Source organism: Pontibacterium sp., assembly GCF_041587635.1.
In the GTDB taxonomy this organism is placed as follows: domain Bacteria; phylum Pseudomonadota; class Gammaproteobacteria; order Pseudomonadales; family Balneatricaceae; genus Pontibacterium.
The window spans coordinates 1-18,500 of the sequence record NZ_JBFGYC010000006.1; the positions used below are offsets into that span (position 1 = coordinate 1).

14 protein-coding genes are annotated in these 18,500 nt (G+C 52.1%); 8 read left to right on the top strand and 6 right to left on the bottom strand.

The features are described 5' to 3' along the window. From ABYW01_RS00910 to ABYW01_RS00920, 3 genes are all read right to left on the bottom strand, one after another. Positions 1 to 1,516: GGDEF domain-containing protein (locus ABYW01_RS00910; protein ID WP_372830663.1), on the bottom strand; the 1,516-nt coding region annotated here is incomplete at its 3' end. Between the two features lie 156 nt (positions 1,517 to 1,672). After that, positions 1,673 to 2,308 (bottom strand): thiol:disulfide interchange protein DsbA/DsbL, encoded by a 636-nt coding sequence (locus ABYW01_RS00915; protein ID WP_372830664.1) that lies wholly within the window; start codon positions 2,306 to 2,308, stop codon positions 1,673 to 1,675. Positions 2,309 to 2,431: 123 nt separating this feature from the next. Next, positions 2,432 to 3,034 carry a cytochrome c gene (locus tag ABYW01_RS00920; protein ID WP_372830665.1) on the bottom strand — a complete coding sequence of 201 codons (603 nt, stop codon included), beginning with the start codon at positions 3,032 to 3,034 and terminating at the stop codon, positions 2,432 to 2,434. A gap of 208 nt (positions 3,035 to 3,242) precedes the next feature. On the opposite strand from ABYW01_RS00920, the gene yihA reads away from it, so the two are divergent. Continuing rightward, on the top strand, positions 3,243 to 3,896 hold the full coding sequence (gene yihA, locus ABYW01_RS00925) for a ribosome biogenesis GTP-binding protein YihA/YsxC (protein WP_372830666.1): 654 nt from the start codon (positions 3,243 to 3,245) through the stop codon (positions 3,894 to 3,896). A gap of 188 nt (positions 3,897 to 4,084) precedes the next feature. On the opposite strand, the gene polA is transcribed toward yihA, so the two are convergent. Further along, positions 4,085 to 6,832 carry a DNA polymerase I gene (gene polA, locus ABYW01_RS00930; protein WP_372830667.1) on the bottom strand — a complete coding sequence of 916 codons (2,748 nt, stop codon included), beginning with the start codon at positions 6,830 to 6,832 and terminating at the stop codon, positions 4,085 to 4,087. Positions 6,833 to 6,922: 90 nt separating this feature from the next. Here polA and ABYW01_RS00935 point away from each other — a divergent pair, with 90 nt between their 5' ends. The 3 genes from ABYW01_RS00935 (at position 6,923) to uvrD (ending at position 10,493) form a co-directional block, all read left to right on the top strand. Beyond that, positions 6,923 to 7,198, top strand: a complete 276-nt coding sequence (locus tag ABYW01_RS00935) for a DUF2782 domain-containing protein (RefSeq protein ID WP_372830668.1) — start codon at positions 6,923 to 6,925, stop codon at positions 7,196 to 7,198. Between the two features lie 4 nt (positions 7,199 to 7,202). Beyond that, positions 7,203 to 8,183, top strand: a complete 981-nt coding sequence (locus ABYW01_RS00940; RefSeq protein ID WP_372830669.1) for a homoserine kinase — start codon at positions 7,203 to 7,205, stop codon at positions 8,181 to 8,183. Between the two features lie 102 nt (positions 8,184 to 8,285). Next, positions 8,286 to 10,493 carry a DNA helicase II gene (gene uvrD, locus ABYW01_RS00945; RefSeq protein ID WP_372830670.1) on the top strand — a complete coding sequence of 736 codons (2,208 nt, stop codon included), beginning with the start codon at positions 8,286 to 8,288 and terminating at the stop codon, positions 10,491 to 10,493. Positions 10,494 to 10,560: 67 nt separating this feature from the next. Here the strand turns inward: uvrD and ABYW01_RS00950 are convergent, their stop codons facing one another. Then, complete coding sequence (locus tag ABYW01_RS00950; RefSeq protein ID WP_372830671.1) at positions 10,561 to 11,070, bottom strand: hypothetical protein; 510 nt, start codon at positions 11,068 to 11,070, stop codon at positions 10,561 to 10,563. A gap of 169 nt (positions 11,071 to 11,239) precedes the next feature. On the opposite strand from ABYW01_RS00950, the gene ABYW01_RS00955 reads away from it, so the two are divergent. After that, positions 11,240 to 12,469: a nucleoside recognition domain-containing protein gene (locus ABYW01_RS00955; protein WP_372830672.1), complete on the top strand. Its 1,230-nt coding sequence runs from the start codon at positions 11,240 to 11,242 to the stop codon at positions 12,467 to 12,469. Between the two features lie 139 nt (positions 12,470 to 12,608). On the opposite strand, the gene ABYW01_RS00960 is transcribed toward ABYW01_RS00955, so the two are convergent. Further along, the gene (locus ABYW01_RS00960) at positions 12,609 to 13,010 is read right to left on the bottom strand and encodes an acyl-CoA thioesterase (RefSeq protein WP_372830673.1); all 402 of its coding nucleotides are present in this window, start codon (positions 13,008 to 13,010) and stop codon (positions 12,609 to 12,611) included. Between the two features lie 349 nt (positions 13,011 to 13,359). Here ABYW01_RS00960 and ABYW01_RS00965 point away from each other — a divergent pair, with 349 nt between their 5' ends. From ABYW01_RS00965 to pstA, 3 genes are all read left to right on the top strand, one after another. Then, a complete protein-coding gene (locus ABYW01_RS00965) occupies positions 13,360 to 14,331 on the top strand; it encodes a PstS family phosphate ABC transporter substrate-binding protein (protein ID WP_372830684.1) in 972 nt (323 codons plus the stop codon). Positions 14,332 to 14,491: 160 nt separating this feature from the next. Continuing rightward, positions 14,492 to 16,765 (top strand): ABC transporter permease subunit, encoded by a 2,274-nt coding sequence (locus tag ABYW01_RS00970; protein WP_372830674.1) that lies wholly within the window; start codon positions 14,492 to 14,494, stop codon positions 16,763 to 16,765. A gap of 26 nt (positions 16,766 to 16,791) precedes the next feature. Further along, positions 16,792 to 18,480 carry a phosphate ABC transporter permease PstA gene (gene pstA / locus ABYW01_RS00975; RefSeq protein WP_193955266.1) on the top strand — a complete coding sequence of 563 codons (1,689 nt, stop codon included), beginning with the start codon at positions 16,792 to 16,794 and terminating at the stop codon, positions 18,478 to 18,480. The last annotated feature ends 20 nt before the right edge of the window (positions 18,481 to 18,500 follow it).

The following is an 18,500-nucleotide window of genomic DNA, read 5'->3' on the forward strand; positions in this document are numbered from 1 at the left end:
GACTAAACAAAGACTCTTCGTTATCGCCTTCCTTAGATTCGCTTACGCCAAACGACATCGTGACAGTGACGGGCTTACCATGGAAGTTAAAAGGACTTTTGGCCACCGCCTGACGGATTTTGTCCACGGCCTGATGGGCCTCTGTTGCCCCTGTTGATGGCATCAATATGACGAACTCTTCGCCACCGTAACGCGCTACAAAATCGGTTCCTCGCAGCTTCAACTTCACCACTTTCGCAATCAGACGCAGCACTTTATCGCCCGCTAAATGCCCGTAGGTGTCATTGATCCGCTTAAAGAAATCCAAGTCCCCCACCGCCACAGAGAAGTGCGTCTGATAACGTTGCCAACGAGCGACTTCTTCGGCAATACGCTCGTCGTATGCAGCACGGTTTGGCAAACCCGTCAGAGCATCGGTGGTTGCTCGGGCTTTTTCTGCTTCCATATGGGCCCGAACTTCACGCGTTTCTTGCTCCATCTGCTCAACCTTTTCGAGCAAATTTTCATAACGCTCCTGAAGACGGGTTTCTCGCTTGTCTTCATCACGCTTGAAGTCATCCATCGCCTGCACAACATGCTGGAGTTTTCCTGCAACCGCCATCTTCAGCTCTTTGAGATCATGGCTACTTTTAACTGTTTCATGCAGCTGCTGAACATTCGAGCGTACCTGGATATCCAGCTTGCGCTGATTTTCACCAATACTTTTCTGATCGTGGTGACTTTCCTTGATGAAGCTCTCAACTTCACTCAGTTGTGAACTCAGATCCAGCAGGTAGTTTTCAAATTCTTCATCACCCTGGCCACTGCTCTTGCCCACCAAGCTGATGATCTGACGTAATATCGACGGCAGATCCGCCAACACAATACCTTCATCAATTCGTCGCAGCAATTCACGGCAATCATCAGCTTCGTGATCGGATAACGGCAATCCCGTCAGTAGCATCGTCAATTCAGTTGCAACAGCCTGCAACAAACGCATTTGCTCTTCAGGAGAATCCCCCGTTTCGGAGGCTGTTTTGGCAGGGGTAGCATTCTCTACAGACGGTGCTGGCTGTTCTGCTGACATCCCCGCTTGCAGTTCGACCAGATCGGTTAACAGTGCAGGCAGTTCATAGGCGGCGGCGGTGAGCTTATTGCTACGTTGTTCACAGGCATCGAGCAAATTATGCATGTGTTGCTCTTCAGTGGAGTAACGTAGCTGGCGAATCCAACGCTGCACAGCTTCCAGAATTGACTTGGACTGCTTTTCACGGGACTCATCACGCCGACGAATCTGCTTATCCAGACTCTTGGAGACACGCCCCAGTGCCGAACTGTTCCCGCTTTGGGCCAATCCTGCTCTGAGTTCATTCAATTCAAGGTCCAGCTTGGCGTCCTCGCCCTCCAGACCTAAAACCATGCTCCCGATAATCTGGCTAAGAAGTCCTTCCTGTTTTTGAAATTGAGACTGAGTGTCCTCAATTTCCAGCGCTAGCTCCCTATATTTCTGCTTCCAATCTTCATTCTGTGCTGACACGATCCACCCTCAGTCGAAACAACGGCACATTCTCTGATTCTTCCCTCTATGTTAGAGGAAGCCGCGCACCAACTCTAGAGATCTAAAACAACTTCAGCCTTTGTAGGCATAAAAAAACCGCCCAGATCTGGCGGTTTTTAAAACAAACTATTGGAATTATTGAGCGGCTTTACGCTCTTTAGCGACCAGATAATCGACCACTTCCAGCATTTTCTGATGGCTACCTGCCATCTGGGCCGTGATACGATACTTACCATTAACGACCATAGACGGTACACCGGTGATACCATAACCACGCAGCTTAGAGTCGCCTTGACGCAACTTCATCGTCACAGCAAAAGAATCGAACATCTTGCTAAACTTCGCTTCATCAACACCCAGCTTGCCATAAAACTCGACCAGCTGATCTTTATTGCCAAAACGACGACGTTCTACGTGAACCGCATTAAAGGTAGGGACGTGGGTTTTCTCAACGGTCTTCAGCAACTCTGAGCTGTAATAAGCCCGTGCAAACGGCTCCCAGCTACGACCAAACACAACCGGTAAGCGGACAAAGTTAACGTCTTCAGCCTTTTTCGACTCCCAGTTCTGTACCAAAGGTTCAAAACTATTACAGTGCGGACACGGGTATCCGAACGCTTCAACTACTTCAACCCGGTTTGCATCTGCGGTTTTTACCGGAAACGGTAAGACCGCGTAGTGCACACCTTCTTTAAATCCGGCCTCATTCTCTGCCGACGCAGCCAATGGCAGCATCAGCGCAATTAGCATCATTCCAAGTTTTTTTAGCATGTTCATTTCTCCAACTCACACTCAAGCAGCTCAGTGAGACTCCGAAAGGGATCGAAAAGTTCGATTTCAGCTAATAAAAAAGGCAGCCTAAGCTGCCTTTATTTAATCTAGCCTGAATATGGCTTAGTTCAGACCCTGAATGTAAGCAGAAACGGCTTTGATCTCTGCATCACTCAGCTTAGCAGCAATATCACGCATCATCTTGTTTGGATCGTTAGAACGTTCAGCGTTGCGGAACATCTTAAGCTGTTTCTCAACATATGCAGAGTGCTGACCGCTCACTGCAGGGAATGCAGCGGAAGCGTTACCCGTACCGGTTGGGCTGTGGCACGCTGTACACGCAGCAACACCTTTCGCTGCGATACCTGCACGGTAAATTTTCTGACCCGCTTCAACCTGATCTTTAGCAGCGTGACCGATCTGAGTCGCCTGCTTCGCGAAGAATGCCGCGAGATCAGCCAGATCCTGATCACTCAGGTTGTCCAGCAGACCAGTCATCTCAACAACCGGACGTGCTCCGTTTTTGATGTCTTTCATCTGCTTAACCAGATATTTTTCATTCTGGCCGGCCAGTTTAGGAAAGTTAGCGATTGCACTGTTACCATCGGCACCATGGCACGCGCCACATACGGCCGCTTTTGCCTGCCCTGCAGCAGCATCACCTGCCGCGTGAGCTACACCAGTGATACCCAGGGTCAACAGCATGCTGATCAGTAGTTTATTCATCGACGAGAACCCAGACTCTTGATTTTAATAAGTTTTTTGACGTTCACCGGCAGCGTTCAGGGCTGAAATCCGATGATCGTGAGAACCTCACTTGCCTGTGACACTAGAGCCTTTCGCTTATCACAGGTAAAATTTGGCGCAATTATAACCTAATATCCATACAAACTGGAACGGCAATCTCTGTTCCGACAAGGCGCGAACCCTACACATGTCAATAAAACGCTCACCGATAAGCTACAACTCAGCACGTTTTAACAAAAGCGCTGCCAAACTCAGCCAGTGTCCGGAAGACATCGGTGCGGAGGTAGCCTTTGCAGGTCGCTCCAACGCAGGGAAGTCCAGCGCAATCAACACTCTGACCAATAACAAGAAGCTGGCCAGAACCTCGAAAACCCCGGGCCGTACGCAGTTGATCAACTTTTTTGATCTCAATATTGAGAACACGCGTATCGTCGATCTACCCGGTTATGGCTTCGCCAAAGTGCCACTGGAAATGAAACTGCACTGGCAGAAGCATCTCGACAATTACCTGCAAAAACGCGAATGTCTGCGGGGTGTCGTGCTGGTCATGGATATCCGTCATCCAATGAAAGAGTTCGACCAAATGATGACGCAATGGTGTAAAAGTACAGGTATGCCGCTGCATGTTTTGCTAACCAAAGCCGACAAGCTGAAGAAAGGTCCTGCACAAAGCACCTTGCTGAAACTGAAGAAGGAGCTGACAGCAGAGCTGGGCGACAATGTATCCCTACAGATATTCTCTGCGCTGAAACGTCAGGGTATCGACCAGCTCAGCATGCGCATCGACAGCTGGTTGCTTGAGGGTATGGAAGACGAGTTCGAAGGGCAGCCAGAAGAATAACGGCGCCAAACAGCAGACAAAAAGAAGCCCTGGATACCTGGAAGGGGAACAAGGGGGTATCTAGGGCCTCAACGCATGCTTGTTTTAGAGAGCCACTACCATGGCACAGTCTTGAATGTGACTCACAGTATGTGACTGCATTGAATCAAAAAGGTTCAACCTCTGTCTAATTTTTATTCAGAGGTAGCCTAATGTGCCTGTTCCCAGTTATCACCCACACCGGCATCCACCACCAACGGCACGTCCAATTTGGCCGCCGCAGCCATCTTATCTTTGACCGCCGACACAAACGCCTCCACCTGGTCTTCACGCACTTCAAACACCAATTCATCGTGCACCTGCATGATGATGCGGGCGTCCATCTCTCCACTGGATAACCATTCGTCTACGCTTAACATCGCCTTCTTAATGATATCTGCCGCAGTACCCTGCATCGGTGCATTGATCGCTGTGCGCTCTGCAGCCTGACGGCGCATGGCATTCTTCGCCTTGATCTCTGGCAGGTAGAGGCGACGACCAAACAGGGTTTCTACGTAGCCCTGTTCCGCCGCTTTGGTACGAATATCATCCATGTAGTGCTGGACACCCGGATAGGTTTCGAAATAGTGCTCAATGTACTGCTGCGCTTCATTCCGCCCGACGCCCAACTGTTTACCCAGGCCAAAGGCAGACATACCGTAAATCAAACCAAAGTTGATCGCTTTAGCACGACGGCGTTGTTCTGTGGTGACGTCAGTCACCTCTGTTTTGAACACCTCTGCTGCCGTCGCTCGGTGTACATCATCACCATGGCTAAACGCATTGAGCAGTCCTTGGTCCTGTGACAGATGAGCCATGATCCGCAGCTCGATCTGAGAGTAATCCGCTGCCACAATTTTATAGCCCTGAGGGGCAATAAATGCCTGACGGATACGACGACCTTCCGCATTTCGTACCGGGATGTTCTGCAAGTTAGGATCGGATGACGACAGGCGTCCGGTCGCCGTGACGGCCTGATGATACGAGGTATGAATACGTCCCGTGGCCGGATTGATCATTTGTGGCAATTTGTCGGTGTAGGTCGACTTCAGCTTACTCAGGCCGCGATGTTCCAGAATCAGCTTCGGCAGCGGGTAGTCCAGTGCCAGCTCCTGTAGCACCTCTTCAGCCGTAGATGGGGCACCTTTTGGTGTCTTCTTCAGGACCGGCAACTTTTTCTGCTCGAAGAGGATCACCTGAAGCTGTTTAGGCGAGCTCAGGTTGAATGGCTCACCCGCTTCCTCATGGGCTTCTTTTTCCAGTTCCTGCAACCGCTGACTGATCTCCACACTCTGCAATCCGAGCAGATTGGCATCGACCAGCGCGCCGTTCCGTTCAATATGGGACAACACCGGAATCAGCGGACGCTCAATCTCTTCGAATACCGGTTTAACGTCCGGTGTACTATCCAGTTTTGCGACCAGCGCCTGGTGCAGACGCAGCGTAATATCGGCGTCTTCCGCCGCATAAGGGGCGGCCTGCTCCAGTTCGATCTGGTTGAAGGTCAGCTGCTTTTTGCCTTTCCCGGCAATATCTTCAAAGTGAACGGTTTTAACACCCAGGTATTTATCCGCCAGACTGTCCATATCATGGCGGGTGTCGGTGGAGTTGTAGATATATGACTCCAGCATGGTGTCGTACGCGACACCCCGCAGAGTGACGTCGTAACGCGCCAGCACATTCATATCGTATTTGATGTGCTGACCCACTTTAAGATGGCTCTCGCTTTCCAGCAGCGGTTTAAGCTTCTCTAACAGACGCTCACGACTGATCTGCTCAGGCGCACCCATATAATCGTGTGCCACCGGCACGTACGCGGCTTTACCGGGCTCAACCGCAAACGAAACCCCCACCAGCTCCGCTTCCATGTAGTTGAGGCTGGTCGTTTCCGTATCAAACGCAAAAAGCTCCGCCTCTGTCAGCACTTTGATCCAACGATCCAACGCGGCTTCATCGAGTACGGTTTCGTATTCAACGTTTTCCGGCGCCTGAGGTTCATCATCGTCCATCGGCTGATCGGTAGATTCAGCTGCATCGCTGCTCAGATCACGTACCCAGCTACGAAACTCAAAGGTAGAAAAGAGTTCTTTCAGCGCTGCGTTATCCGGTGCTGGCAGCACAAAATCTTCCACCTGAGAATCCAGTTCCACATCTGTTTTGATCGTCGCCAACAGATAGGACAGCTCCGCTTCTTCGCGATGCGTTTCCAGCTTTTTCGGCATCGTTTTGGAACCACGGAAACCCAGTGCCGGAATTTTATCCAGATTCGCATACAGATCTTTGATACTGCCAATCCCCTGCAACAGGGCCAGTGCGGTTTTCTCACCAACTCCCGGTACGCCCGGAATGTTATCGACTTTATCGCCCATCAGGGCCAGATAATCGATAATCAGATGCGGCGGGATACCAAATTTCTCTTCCACACCCGCCTCATCCATCACGGTATCCGTCATGGTGTTGATCAGGGTGACGTGCTTGTCCACCAGCTGCGCCATATCTTTATCGCCAGTGGAGATCACCGTGTCGATCCCTTTTGCGCTGGCCTCAACCGCCAGAGTTCCGATCACATCATCGGCTTCCACCCCCTCCACGGCGATCAGTGGCAGCCCCATGGCGCGGACAATATTATGGATCGGCTCAATCTGCAGACGCAGATCATCCGGCATAGGCGGACGCTGCGCTTTGTATTCCGGATAGATATCATCACGGAAAGTTTTACCCTTGGCGTCAAAGATCACCACCACCGGACTCTGCGGATACTGCTTGAGCAAGCTACGCAGCATGGAGGTTACCACTCGCACAGCCCCGGTTGGCACGCCATCCGACGTTCTCAGGTCGGCTTGTTGTGACGCAAAGAATGCACGGTATAAATAGGAAGAGCCGTCAACTAAAATGAGGGGAGAGTGCTGTTCGCTCATGGCGGTATCCATGTTGGTTGCAGTTCGGACTAGTTCAGGGCGACAATCATAGTCGATATCGATGCGGCCAACCAAAACAAAGGATATATTATGAAACGATTGCTGCTGACCGCGCTTTTACTGATCGCGCCTCTGGCACAGGCGGAGTCTCTACCTCAGTTCGATGAAAACGAACCTGAGGTCACTATCCGTCACGGTGAAGGATCAACCTTTTACGAATACCGTATCAACGGTGAACTGCGCGAAATCAAAGTCGTACCCGAGAACGGTAAGCCGTATTATCTGGTACCGGCCGACGGCGACGAGTTTATTCGCGCCGATCAGTCTCAACTTCTCATCCCTAAATGGATTCTGTTCCGCTGGTAATCACGTGGCTGTATATACTCAAGTAACTCCAGACGATCTTGATCGCCTGCTGCTCGACTTTGACCTGGGATCGCAGGTCGCACTGGAAGGCATTCAGGGTGGTATCGAGAACACCAACTACTTTGTCACTCTGAAACAGGACATGCAGGAGCAGCAATATGTGCTGACCCTGTTTGAAGAGCTGAGTGGCGAAGAGCTGCCGTTTTTTGTTGAGCTGGCCCAATGGCAGGCTGAACGCGGTATTCCGCTTCCTTACGGCATCACCGATCGAAACGGTATTGCGCAAAAGCGGCTTAATGATCGCCCGGCGATGCTGCAACCGCGATTCGCCGGTCGTCACATCGCACGCGATCAGCTGAAACCTGAACACTGTGCTGAAGTCGGGCAAGCACTCGCACGCTTCCATACGGCGAGCAAAGATTTTTATCTGAGCCGTCAGGCGCACCGCGGTGTCTTCTGGTGGCGCAGTGAAAGTAGCCGTATTCAGTCTCTGCTCTCCGCGGAGGACGCCCAACTGCTGCTGAATGAGGTCAAACTGTTTGATGAGTTACGCGATCAAGGCGACAAACTGCCCAGCGGCATCATCCATGGTGATCTGTTCCATGACAACGTGCTGTTCGATGGCGATAAACTCAGTGCGATTCTCGACATCTACAACGCGGCCACCGCGTTCTGGCTGTTTGATCTGGCCATTGTCGCCAACGACTGGTGCAGTTTGCCTAACGGGAAGATCGATCCCACGCGTGAACAGGCGCTACTGAAGGCCTACAACAGTGAACGACCGTTTGTCGATTTTGAGTATGAAGCCTGGCCGATCCTGACCCGTACCGCCGCTATGCGATTCTGGCTCTCCCGCCTGATTCCAGCACTGGGTGTCGAGCAGGGGATGCGCTCCGGTGATGTCGAGACCAAAATCAAAGATCCGGATGAATTGAAGCAGATTCTGCTGGCCCGTATCGAGACACCGGCGGCATTACCGCAATAAACGCACAATGCTGTAAACATATACAGTATCAGGGGGTATACTCTACCCCCTGTACCTTCTAATCTCTCTATTCCCAGCCCAACTTCAGATAGCGACAGTTCTATGGACGTTACCCACATTATCGACTCCCTTAACGATGCTCAGCGTCAGGCCGTCACCGCACCGGTACAAAACCTGCTCGTATTGGCAGGTGCAGGCTCGGGTAAAACCCGCGTTCTGGTGCACCGTATCGCCTGGCTGATCCAGACCGAAGGGATGTCACCTTACTCCATCATGGCCGTGACCTTTACCAATAAGGCAGCGCGTGAGATGCGGGGACGTATCGAAGAATTGCTGGGAATCAACCCTCAGGGCATGTGGGTCGGCACCTTCCACGGCCTCGCACACCGCCTGCTGCGCTCGCACTGGCAGGACGCCGGATTACCGGAAAACTTCCAGATCATGGACAGCGATGACCAGTTACGTCTGGTCAAACGACTGTCGAAGGAGATGGGCTTTGATGAAACCCGCTGGCCGGCACGTCAGTTCCAGTGGTACATCAACGAACAGAAAGACGAAGGCCTGCGCTCCCAGCATATCGAACCGTCGGGTGATCAGTTCAACCAGATGATGCTGAAGATGTATCAGGCGTATGAGCAAGCCTGTGAACGCGGCGGCATGATCGATTTTGGCGAGCTTTTACTGCGTGCTCTGGAGCTGCTGCGTGACCGACGCCCTAACCTGCTCGCCCATTATCAGGAGCGTTTCCGCTACATTCTGGTCGACGAGTTTCAGGATACCAACAGCATCCAGTACGGCTGGCTGCGCCTGCTCACCGGCAGTGATCCTAAGATGATGGCTGTCGGCGATGATGACCAGTCCATCTACGGCTGGCGTGGCGCGAAGATCGAAAACATCCAGAACCTGAATAACGACTTCCCCGGCACCGAAACCATTAAGCTGGAACAGAACTATCGCTCCACCAACACGATTCTGAGCGCAGCCAACGAAGTCATCCGCAACAACCAGGGCCGACTGGGTAAAGAGCTGCGTACCGATTCCAGCGACGGCGACCCGATCTCGCTGTATGCCGCGTTCAATGAACAAGACGAAGCGCGCTTTATCGTCGATCAGATCAGTCAGTGGTCGAACGAAGGCAATTTACGTCGGGAATCCGCCATTCTCTACCGCTCCAATGCCCAGTCCCGGGTACTTGAGGAAGCGTTGATTCGCGCCGCTGTACCCTATCGTATCTACGGTGGGCAACGGTTCTATGATCGTCTGGAGATCAAAAACGCACTGGCTTATATGCGCCTGATCGCCAACCGCGACGACGATACGGCAATGGAACGGGTGATCAATGTGCCCACACGCGGTATCGGCACCCGTACGGTGGAAGTGGTGCGTGAGCATGCCCGCATCGAACAAATTTCCATGTGGCGCGCGGCGACCGAAGTCGTCGGGCTGCAAAAGCTACCCGCCCGTGCCAGCAACGCATTGGTCGCCTTTCTCAATCTGATCAATGAGTTAACGAAAGAGACCGAGGGTGTTGAGCTGCACGAGCAGACTGAACACGTGGTCGAGCGCTCCGGACTGATCGAACATCACCTGAAAGAGAAAGGTGAAAAAGCCCAGTCCCGCATCGAAAACCTTGGCGAACTGACCAACGCGGCGAAACAGTTCCTCCATCAGTGGGATGAGAGTTTTGAAGAGGCCTTCACCTCACCCTTAGCCGCCTTTTTGGATCAGGCTGCACTGGATGCCGGTGATGCCCAGGCAGATGAACATCAGGATAGCGTGCAGCTGATGACGCTGCACTCGGCTAAAGGTCTGGAGTTCCCATTAGTATTTTTGGCGGGGATGGAGGAAGGCTTGTTCCCACACAAGATGTCTGCCGAAGAACCGGGGCGTCTCGAAGAGGAGCGTCGTCTTTGTTATGTGGGTATTACTCGCGCCATGAAGAAACTGCATATTACCTACGCAGAGTCGCGCCGCCTGCACGGGCAGGAAACCTTTAACCGCCCTTCCCGTTTTATCCGTGAAGTCCCGGATCACCTACTGGAAGAGGTGCGCCTGAATGCGTCGGTTTCTCGCCCAATCTCCGCACGTCCCGAAAAATCCAGTCTGTTTGGCGGCAATAGCTCGCTCTCCAGCGCCGAGATCCCCGCCACTAATCTGTCGTTGGGACAACGGGTGAACCATCAGAAGTTTGGCGAAGGTACCGTGCTGAACTTTGAAGGCTCGGGCCCCAAAGCACGGGTACAGGTCAATTTCGACTTTGAAGGGCCGAAGTGGCTGGTTGTTGGCTTCGCCAACCTACAACCTCTCTAAGCTGCCCGCTTCTCAGGGCAATAAAAAAGGCTGCGTTTGCAGCCTTTTTTATTTAAGAATCAGATAATTAGCAGGACAGACCAACCATCAACGGCGGCAGGCTTTCGTGCTGCCAGCGCTGCACACAGTAACCCTCAACCACGATGACTTCACATTCATCACCTTTGTTTAAACGTCCCTGCATATGGCTTTTCAGAATCTCGATTAACTGCTCGGTATCGGCTGCACTGACGAAACGGTTGATAAAGTGACTGAAGCCATAGGCTTCATCGTAGATGCTTAGCACAACGCGATTGACGGCTTTGACACTCGGCGCATGACTAAAAATATCCTGCTTACGGTCAAAATCACCTTGATGAATCCACAGGCACGGCTCCGGTTCCAGAATTTCAAGACCATGCTTAGTCGTCATCATGTATTCCCAGAGACGGAAGTTTTCCATCTCAACAAGGCGCATCCGCTGCTCCCCATTATCGTTCTGGGTAAAACACTGAACCAACTTCTGGGACTGCTGATACTCCAGCAATGGCACTGCATCCAGCGTGTCATCAAACGCAGTTTTCTTCGTGCTGCTCAAAACGAAGTCTCCTATTAAAGCGACGGCCGGTCTTCCTGACCCGCACAGTTAGCTCAAAAGTCTAGGTGCAGAAATATGAAACTGCAATCCATCTTGTGAGGAACGATGATTACGATCAACCGTTGTTTACACTATCATACTTCTGAACAAGATAAGGACCTTCTCATTTATGCTGCATCGGATCTGGCTGTTCTTTTTTCTCGCTGCATTTGCCGGTGGCCTCTATCAATGGCTCTGGCTGGACGATGCTGAAGTATTTCAACGTTTGGTGCAATCCACCTTTGATATGTCAAAACTGTCCGTGGAACTGGCGATTGGTCTTATCGGCACCCTCGCCTTCTGGCTGGGCATCATGAAGCTGGCCGAAGCCGCTGGCCTGATCGACAAGCTTGCTCGTGTGCTAACCCCCCTGTTTACCCGTCTGATGCCGGACCTGCCTCCACGGCATCCCGCCATTGGCTCAATGACCATGAATTTGTCTGCCAATATGCTGGGGCTGGATAACGCAGCGACCCCGCTGGGTTTAAAGGCGATGCAGGATCTGCAAAGCCTGAACCCGCAGAAAGACACCGCAAGCAACGCTCAAATTCTGTTTTTGGTGCTCAATACCTCTTCGGTCACGCTGTTCCCGATTACGGTATTTCTGTATCGGGCACAACAAGGGGCAGCCAACCCCACCGATGTTTTTATTCCTATCCTGATCGCTACTGCCTGCTCTACACTCGCCGGACTCTTAGCCGTTTCATGGGTACAAAAGATCCGGCTCTGGGATCGTATTACGCTGTTATATCTGGGCGGTTTCGCCGCGGTATTACTGGCCTCAGTCGCATACTTCAGCACACTGGCGGTGGATGAGTTACAACGCCAGTCATCACTGATCGGCAATCTACTGATCTTCAGCATCATTATCTTCTTTCTGGTTAGCGCCCATCGAAAAGGGGTCAATATCTACGAGACCTTTATCGAGGGTGCAAAGCAGGGCTTTAATGTCGCGATCATGATCATCCCCTACCTGCTGGCTATGTTGGTGGCCATCGGTGTACTACGGGCCAGTGGTGCATTGGACGGGTTCGTGTGGTTGTTACGTGAAGGCGTCGCGTTATTTGGGCTGGATACACGTTTTGCGGAGGCACTGCCTACCGCCATTATGAAACCGCTGTCCGGTTCCGGCGCACGGGCGATGATGCTGGAAACCATGCATTCGCAAGGGGTCGATTCTTTTGCCGCCCATGTGGCATCCATCATTCAGGGTTCAACCGAAACCACCTTTTATGTATTGGCGGTCTATTTCGGCTCGGTCGGGATTCGTCATACCCGGCACGCAGTAGCCTGTGGTCTGACAGCCGATCTAGCCGGTATTATTGCGGCTATCGTATGTGGATACTGGTTCTTTGGGTAGAAGATATCTTATGCGAGAGCGTTATCCTGACCGGATAACGCCGGGTGGGTGAGGCAACATATGAACATGTGTACCTCCATCACGGATCAAACTTGATCAAGCAAGGCCGCGCCTCTATTGCTTGCGCGCGACCGGATGGTTAACCGAAATCGATCGCACGGATATGGCCATGGCCGTCAATCGCCACCTGCACACACTCCGCTTCTGTCACTTTACGCACGTCACTGCCATCCGGGCAACGTCCCCAGACTTCAACCCGAATACGCAATGAACTGCGTCCGGACTCTAATACCCGGGTATAAAAGGACAATACAGTACCCACCAACACCGGTGACATGAATTCCATGCTGCCTACAGATACAGTTGCCACTCGACCACGGGTCACTTCAGCTGCTTTAATCTCCGCCGCCAGTACAATCTGGGACGATACCCAGCCACCGTATACATCACCAAACATGTTGGTGGCCTGAGGATCGGCAGGCAATGTCAGGGTAAGCTGACCTTCCGGTGACAGAATCGGATCTTCATTGTTGTTTATCATGGCGCGACTTCCACTTGGAGTACTTTGTAACATCGTAATATCTGCAGTGTACCGGACGTTAGGTTATCGTGCCGATACCTATATTATGCGGGCCTGCTTATCGCATGACTCCCTATATAGACAGCAAGACAGGGCACTTTACTGAATACGGGCACCTGCCGTGCCCAAGGTAACACCCGATTACAACTAAAGTCTACACATTATAGACCCTTGGTATCTCTGCTTTAGATCAGGGCTTTTTCACACGAAAGTCATTCGTGAACACACATGTCATATGAATGTCACAAATCGATTTTATAGTAGCCTCCATCGCAAAATACAAACCAAATTATTCTCTCTGGAGATTATGATGAAACCGATGAAGAAGCTGTTTGCAGCTGTTGCAATCTCTGCAACCTGCATGACTGCAAACGCTGCAGATCTGCTGGACAAAAACCTGCCTACTTACCAGAAAGCGTCTGGTGTATCTGGAAACCTGTCTTCTGTAGGTTCTGATACTCTGGCGAACCTGATGACCCTGTGGGCGGAAGAGTTCAAGCGTAACTACCCGAACGTTAACATCCAGATTCAGGCTGCGGGTTCTTCTACTGCACCTCCAGCGCTGACTGAAGGTACCTCTAACCTGGGTCCTATGTCTCGTAAGATGAAGGACAAAGAGATCGCAGCGTTTGAGAAGAAATTCGGTTACAAGCCAACTCCAGTTGCTGTAGCGATCGACGCTCTCGCGGTATACGTACATAAAGATAACCCAGTGAAAGGCCTGACAATTCCTCAGGTTGACGCTATCTTCTCCTCCACGCGTAAATGTGGCAACGCAGCAGACATCACCAAATGGGGCGATTCTGGTGTAGAAGGTACTCTGGCGGGCAAGAGTATCCAGATCTTCGGTCGTAACTCCGTATCCGGTACTTACGGTTACTTCAAGAAGAAAGCGCTGTGTAAAGGTGACTTCAAGAACAACGTGAACGAGCAGCCAGGTTCTGCTTCCGTTGTACAGTCCGTTTCCACGTCCCTGAACGGCATCGGCTACTCCGGTATCGGCTACAAAACGTCTTCCGTACGCGCACTGCCACTGGCTAAAAAGCCTGGCCAGAAGTTTGTTGCAGCAACGCCTGAGAACTCTCTGAACGGTTCTTACCCGCTGGCACGTTCACTATACGTATACGTGAACAAGAAGCCAGGTCAGCCTATGTCTCCACTGGAGCGTGAGTTCCTGAAGATGGTGATGTCTAAAGTAGGTCAGGAAGTGGTTGTAAAAGACGGCTACATCCCTCTGCCAGCTAAACTGGTAGAAAAACAGATGTCTGCTCTGGGCCTGTAATCCCACAGATCATCTGACGAGATCTTTTGATCTCATGATAAATGGGGGTTCCTTTTGGAACCCCCATTTGCGTTAGTGAACCCCATGTAACACAAGCGTAACAAACTTGTCTTATTGTACGCCCGACGCTAATTTCAGGACCTCTCAGGACCTTTGTGCCATGAGCATTGATAACACATCCCTAGCCACCGAACTCGATTTCGACACGCCAGCGGCCAAACGTCTGCGCAAATTTCGCGCGTTTAAAGACAAGTCGGCTTCTGTTGGTATCGCCTTTGGCGGTATCAGTGTCATCGTCGCAATCCTACTGATCTTCTTCTACCTGCTGTATGAAGTTGCGCCCCTGTTCCACTCTGCCGAAATTAAACAATGGCAGGCGAACGGTCAGGCTGCAGCACCGTATGAAGCCCCAGGTCGCGGAAAGACCCTCTATCTGACCATGGAAGAGCAGGCCGAGATTGGTCTGCGTGTAACGGATCAGGGGGAGATCATTTTCTTCGATACGCGCACCGGTGACATCCTGCAGCAGCAAAATATCCCGGTACCTGCGGGTACGGAGATCACCAGCTTTGCTCTGGCTTCAGACGCCAGCCGCATCTTTGCGGTCGGACTGAGCGATGGCAAAGTCCTGGCGATGAAACACAGCTACAAATCCACTTACCCGGATGGCAAACGTGTTATCACTCCCTTCCTCGAATTCCCGTTCGGCGAAGAACCACTCTCCGTAGCCAACAGTGCTGTAACCGAGCTGGCTCTGAATGGCGACGAAGAAGCATGGCGGATCATTGCCAGTACTGAACAAGGTCTGGCGCTGGCGAACCTGAGCTTTGACGAGAACTTCATCACCGGTGAAGTCGAAACCACGGTCGATACCGAAGCGCTGCCAAAATTGCGTGTACCAGTCAGCAAACTGTTGCTGATGCCGGATCGCCGCTGGTTACTGATCGCAGGTAACGACAACAAACTGGCGGTCATGGATCTCGCCGCAGATGGTTCAGAAACCACTCAGATTCTGGATGCCTCTACCGGCAACATCACCGGTTTTAGCTTACTGCTGGGTGGTAACTCTCTGATGGTGGCCGACGATAATGGCGGCATCAGCCAGTGGTTCCTGATTCGTGACGACAAAAACATCTGGCGTCTGAAAAAGATTCGCTCATTTGAAGGCGGCACCACCGCAATCAATGGCATGTCGATGGAACACCGTCGTAAAGGCTTTGCCACCATTGATACCAACGGCAGCCTGCGCCTGTATAACTCCACCGCCAACCGCAACGTGCTGACAGAACAAGTAGTAACAGGTACAGCCTCTACTATTGCACTGTCCCCACGCTCCAATGCCTTGCTGGTTGAGCAGGACAATAAACTGTCATTCTGGCTGATCGACAACGAACACCCGGAAGTGTCCTGGGATGCGTTGTGGGGTGAGGTTTGGTACGAAGGTTATCAAGAACCGGATTACACTTGGCAGTCCTCCGCATCCACCAATGACTTTGAGCCTAAGTACAGTCTGATGCCGCTGGCCTTTGGTACGTTGAAAGCAGCGTTCTACGCCATGCTGCTGGCGACACCACTGGCGATCTGTGGTGCGATCTACACCGCATACTTCATGGTTCCGGCACTGCGCCGCAAAGTGAAACCGTTCATCGAACTGATGGAAGCACTGCCAACCGTTATTCTGGGTTTCCTGGCGGGTCTCTGGCTGGCACCGTTTATGGAAACCAACCTGACCGGCATCTTTGTCTGTCTGTTGATGATACCGGCCGCCATACTGATCTTTGCATTTGCCTGGGCGAGTATGCCTAAGCATATCCGCTACCTGATCCCTGAAGGCTGGGATACCGCCATGCTGATCCCGGTGATCATTCTGGCAACCTTCTTTGGACTCTGGATCGCCGACGGTGTTGAGCAGGTATTGTTCGCCGGAGATATGCGCGAGTGGATCACAACAGAGCTGGGTATCAACTACGACCAGCGTAACGCGTTGGTTGTTGGTATCGCGATGGGCTTTGCGGTTATCCCAACCATCTTCTCTATCACCGAGGACGCGATCTTCGCGGTGCCTAAGCATCTGAGTTACGGCTCTCTGGCACTGGGTGCGACCCCATGGCAGACACTGGTGCGCGTGGTGATGCCAACCGCCAGCCCGGGTATTTTCTCTGCGGTGATGATCGGTATGGGTCGTGCGGTGGGCGAAACCATGATCGTACTGATGGCCACCGGTAACACCCCCATCATGGACATCAACATCTTTGAAGGTATGCGTACACTGGCAGCAAACATCGCAGTGGAGATGCCGGAATCCGAGGTGGGCAGTACCCATTTCCGTATTCTGTTCCTGGCGGCCTTTGTGCTCTTCCTGTTCACCTTCATGGTGAATACGTTGGCCGAGACCATTCGTCAGCACCTTCGCAAGAAGTATGGCTCTCTGTAATCCGGCTTGATTGAGGAATATAACCGATGCGAGTTTCATTAAAAGAATGGACTAAATCCGGCGAGCCGTGGGTTTGGTTGAACGCCGGTGCCGTTGCGATCTGTCTGATCATGGTGGTTGGCCTGCTATCCCTGATTGCGGTACGTGGTTTGGGTCACTTCTGGCCTGCCAACATCCATCAGGCAGACTACACCGAAAACGGCAACACCCTGCGTATGGCAGGTGAGCTGGTTGAGATTGAAAATGTACCTGCGGCTCAGCTGCGCGAAAGCGGCGTGAACGTGCCAGAAGGCCTCGAGTTTATGCAGCGAGACCTGATGAAGATTGGTAACCGTGATGTTGGCGGTTCTGACTTTATCTGGGTACTGGACGACTTCATGCTGAACCGCACCACACCTGAGATGATGTTTGCGGCGGAACGTCGTGAGTGGGGTAACTTCTACGGTTACCTGCGCAGCCTGAAAGAGAACGGCCAGGTTGTTGCCAGCCACGATGGCTACGAGAAAAACGCGGAATACATGAATGTCTGGAACAAATTCCAGGCAAGTATCGACCGCGCACTGGATCTGCACCATCAGATCGAAGAGATCGAAAAAGACGACATCGGGGCGATCAACTACGAGCTTGAGCGCCTGCGTCTGAAGGAACGTTCACTGCAGCTGAAAGAGGTGACGGATCAGTCCCGCTATGCCGAGATCGATCAGCGCCGCAAAGAGCTGGATGCAGAATACCAGAGCCTGCAGCAAGTCCTGCTGGATCTGTACACACAGATCAACCGCGATACATTCACCGCAGAAGCGGCCGGTGGTCAGGTACTTGAAATCGATGTCGCTAAAGTTGTGCGGGCCTTCCTGCCGAACAACATGAGCATCACCGATAAGGTCCTGCATTACTTCGCCAAGATCTGGGAATTTATGTCCGCCGATCCACGTGAAGCGAATACCGAAGGCGGTATCTTCCCGGCAATTTTTGGTACCGTGATGATGGTTATCCTGATGGCCGTGATGGTAACCCCGTTTGGTGTCATCGCTGCTGTTTATCTGCGTGAATATGCGAAACAGGGTTTTGTGACCCGTCTGATTCGCATCGCGGTGAACAACCTGGCTGGTGTACCATCCATCGTATACGGTGTATTTGGTCTGGGTTTCTTCGTTTACTTCCTGGGTGGTCATATTGATGATGCCTTCTTCCCGGAAGCCAAACCGGCACCGACCTTTGGTACACCGGGTCTGATGTGGGCCTCTCTGACACTGGCACTGCTGACCGTACCGGTTGTTATTGTGGCAACCGAAGAAGGCCTCTCCCGTATCCCTCGTGCGGTACGTGAAGGCTCTCTGGCACTGGGTGCGACCAAAGCGGAAACACTGTGGAAAGTGGTACTGCCAATGGCCAGCCCGGCGATGATGACCGGTGTCATCCTGGCGATTGCCCGAGCCGCAGGTGAAGTCGCACCGCTGATGCTGGTTGGTGTGGTTAAGCTGGCACCGAGCCTGCCGCTGGATACCAACTACCCGTATCTGCACCTGGATCAGAAATTTATGCATCTGGGCTTCCACATCTATGATGTGGGTTTCCAAAGCCCGAACGTAGAAGCAGCTCGCCCGCTGGTGTATGCCACTGCACTGCTGCTGGTGATCGTTATCGCCCTGCTGAACCTCTCAGCCATTGCGATTCGTAACCACTTACGTGAAAAATACAAAGCACTTGAAATGTAACGCTGGATAGCGGAATTTAT

What these genes read in the sequence shown, in the direction of transcription:
- ABYW01_RS00915 (WP_372830664.1), bottom strand. Translation starts at nt 2,308, where the DNA reads ATGCTAAAAAAACTTGGAATGATGCTAATTGCGCTGATGCTGCCATTG.
- ABYW01_RS00920 (WP_372830665.1), bottom strand. Translation starts at nt 3,034, where the DNA reads ATGAATAAACTACTGATCAGCATGCTGTTGACCCTGGGTATCACTGGT.
- yihA (WP_372830666.1), top strand. Translation starts at nt 3,243, where the DNA reads ATGTCAATAAAACGCTCACCGATAAGCTACAACTCAGCACGTTTTAAC.
- polA (WP_372830667.1), bottom strand. Translation starts at nt 6,832, where the DNA reads ATGAGCGAACAGCACTCTCCCCTCATTTTAGTTGACGGCTCTTCCTAT.
- ABYW01_RS00935 (WP_372830668.1), top strand. Translation starts at nt 6,923, where the DNA reads ATGAAACGATTGCTGCTGACCGCGCTTTTACTGATCGCGCCTCTGGCA.
- uvrD (WP_372830670.1), top strand. Translation starts at nt 8,286, where the DNA reads ATGGACGTTACCCACATTATCGACTCCCTTAACGATGCTCAGCGTCAG.
- ABYW01_RS00955 (WP_372830672.1), top strand. Translation starts at nt 11,240, where the DNA reads ATGCTGCATCGGATCTGGCTGTTCTTTTTTCTCGCTGCATTTGCCGGT.
- ABYW01_RS00960 (WP_372830673.1), bottom strand. Translation starts at nt 13,010, where the DNA reads ATGATAAACAACAATGAAGATCCGATTCTGTCACCGGAAGGTCAGCTT.
- ABYW01_RS00965 (WP_372830684.1), top strand. Translation starts at nt 13,360, where the DNA reads ATGAAACCGATGAAGAAGCTGTTTGCAGCTGTTGCAATCTCTGCAACC.
- ABYW01_RS00970 (WP_372830674.1), top strand. Translation starts at nt 14,492, where the DNA reads ATGAGCATTGATAACACATCCCTAGCCACCGAACTCGATTTCGACACG.
- pstA (WP_193955266.1), top strand. Translation starts at nt 16,792, where the DNA reads ATGCGAGTTTCATTAAAAGAATGGACTAAATCCGGCGAGCCGTGGGTT.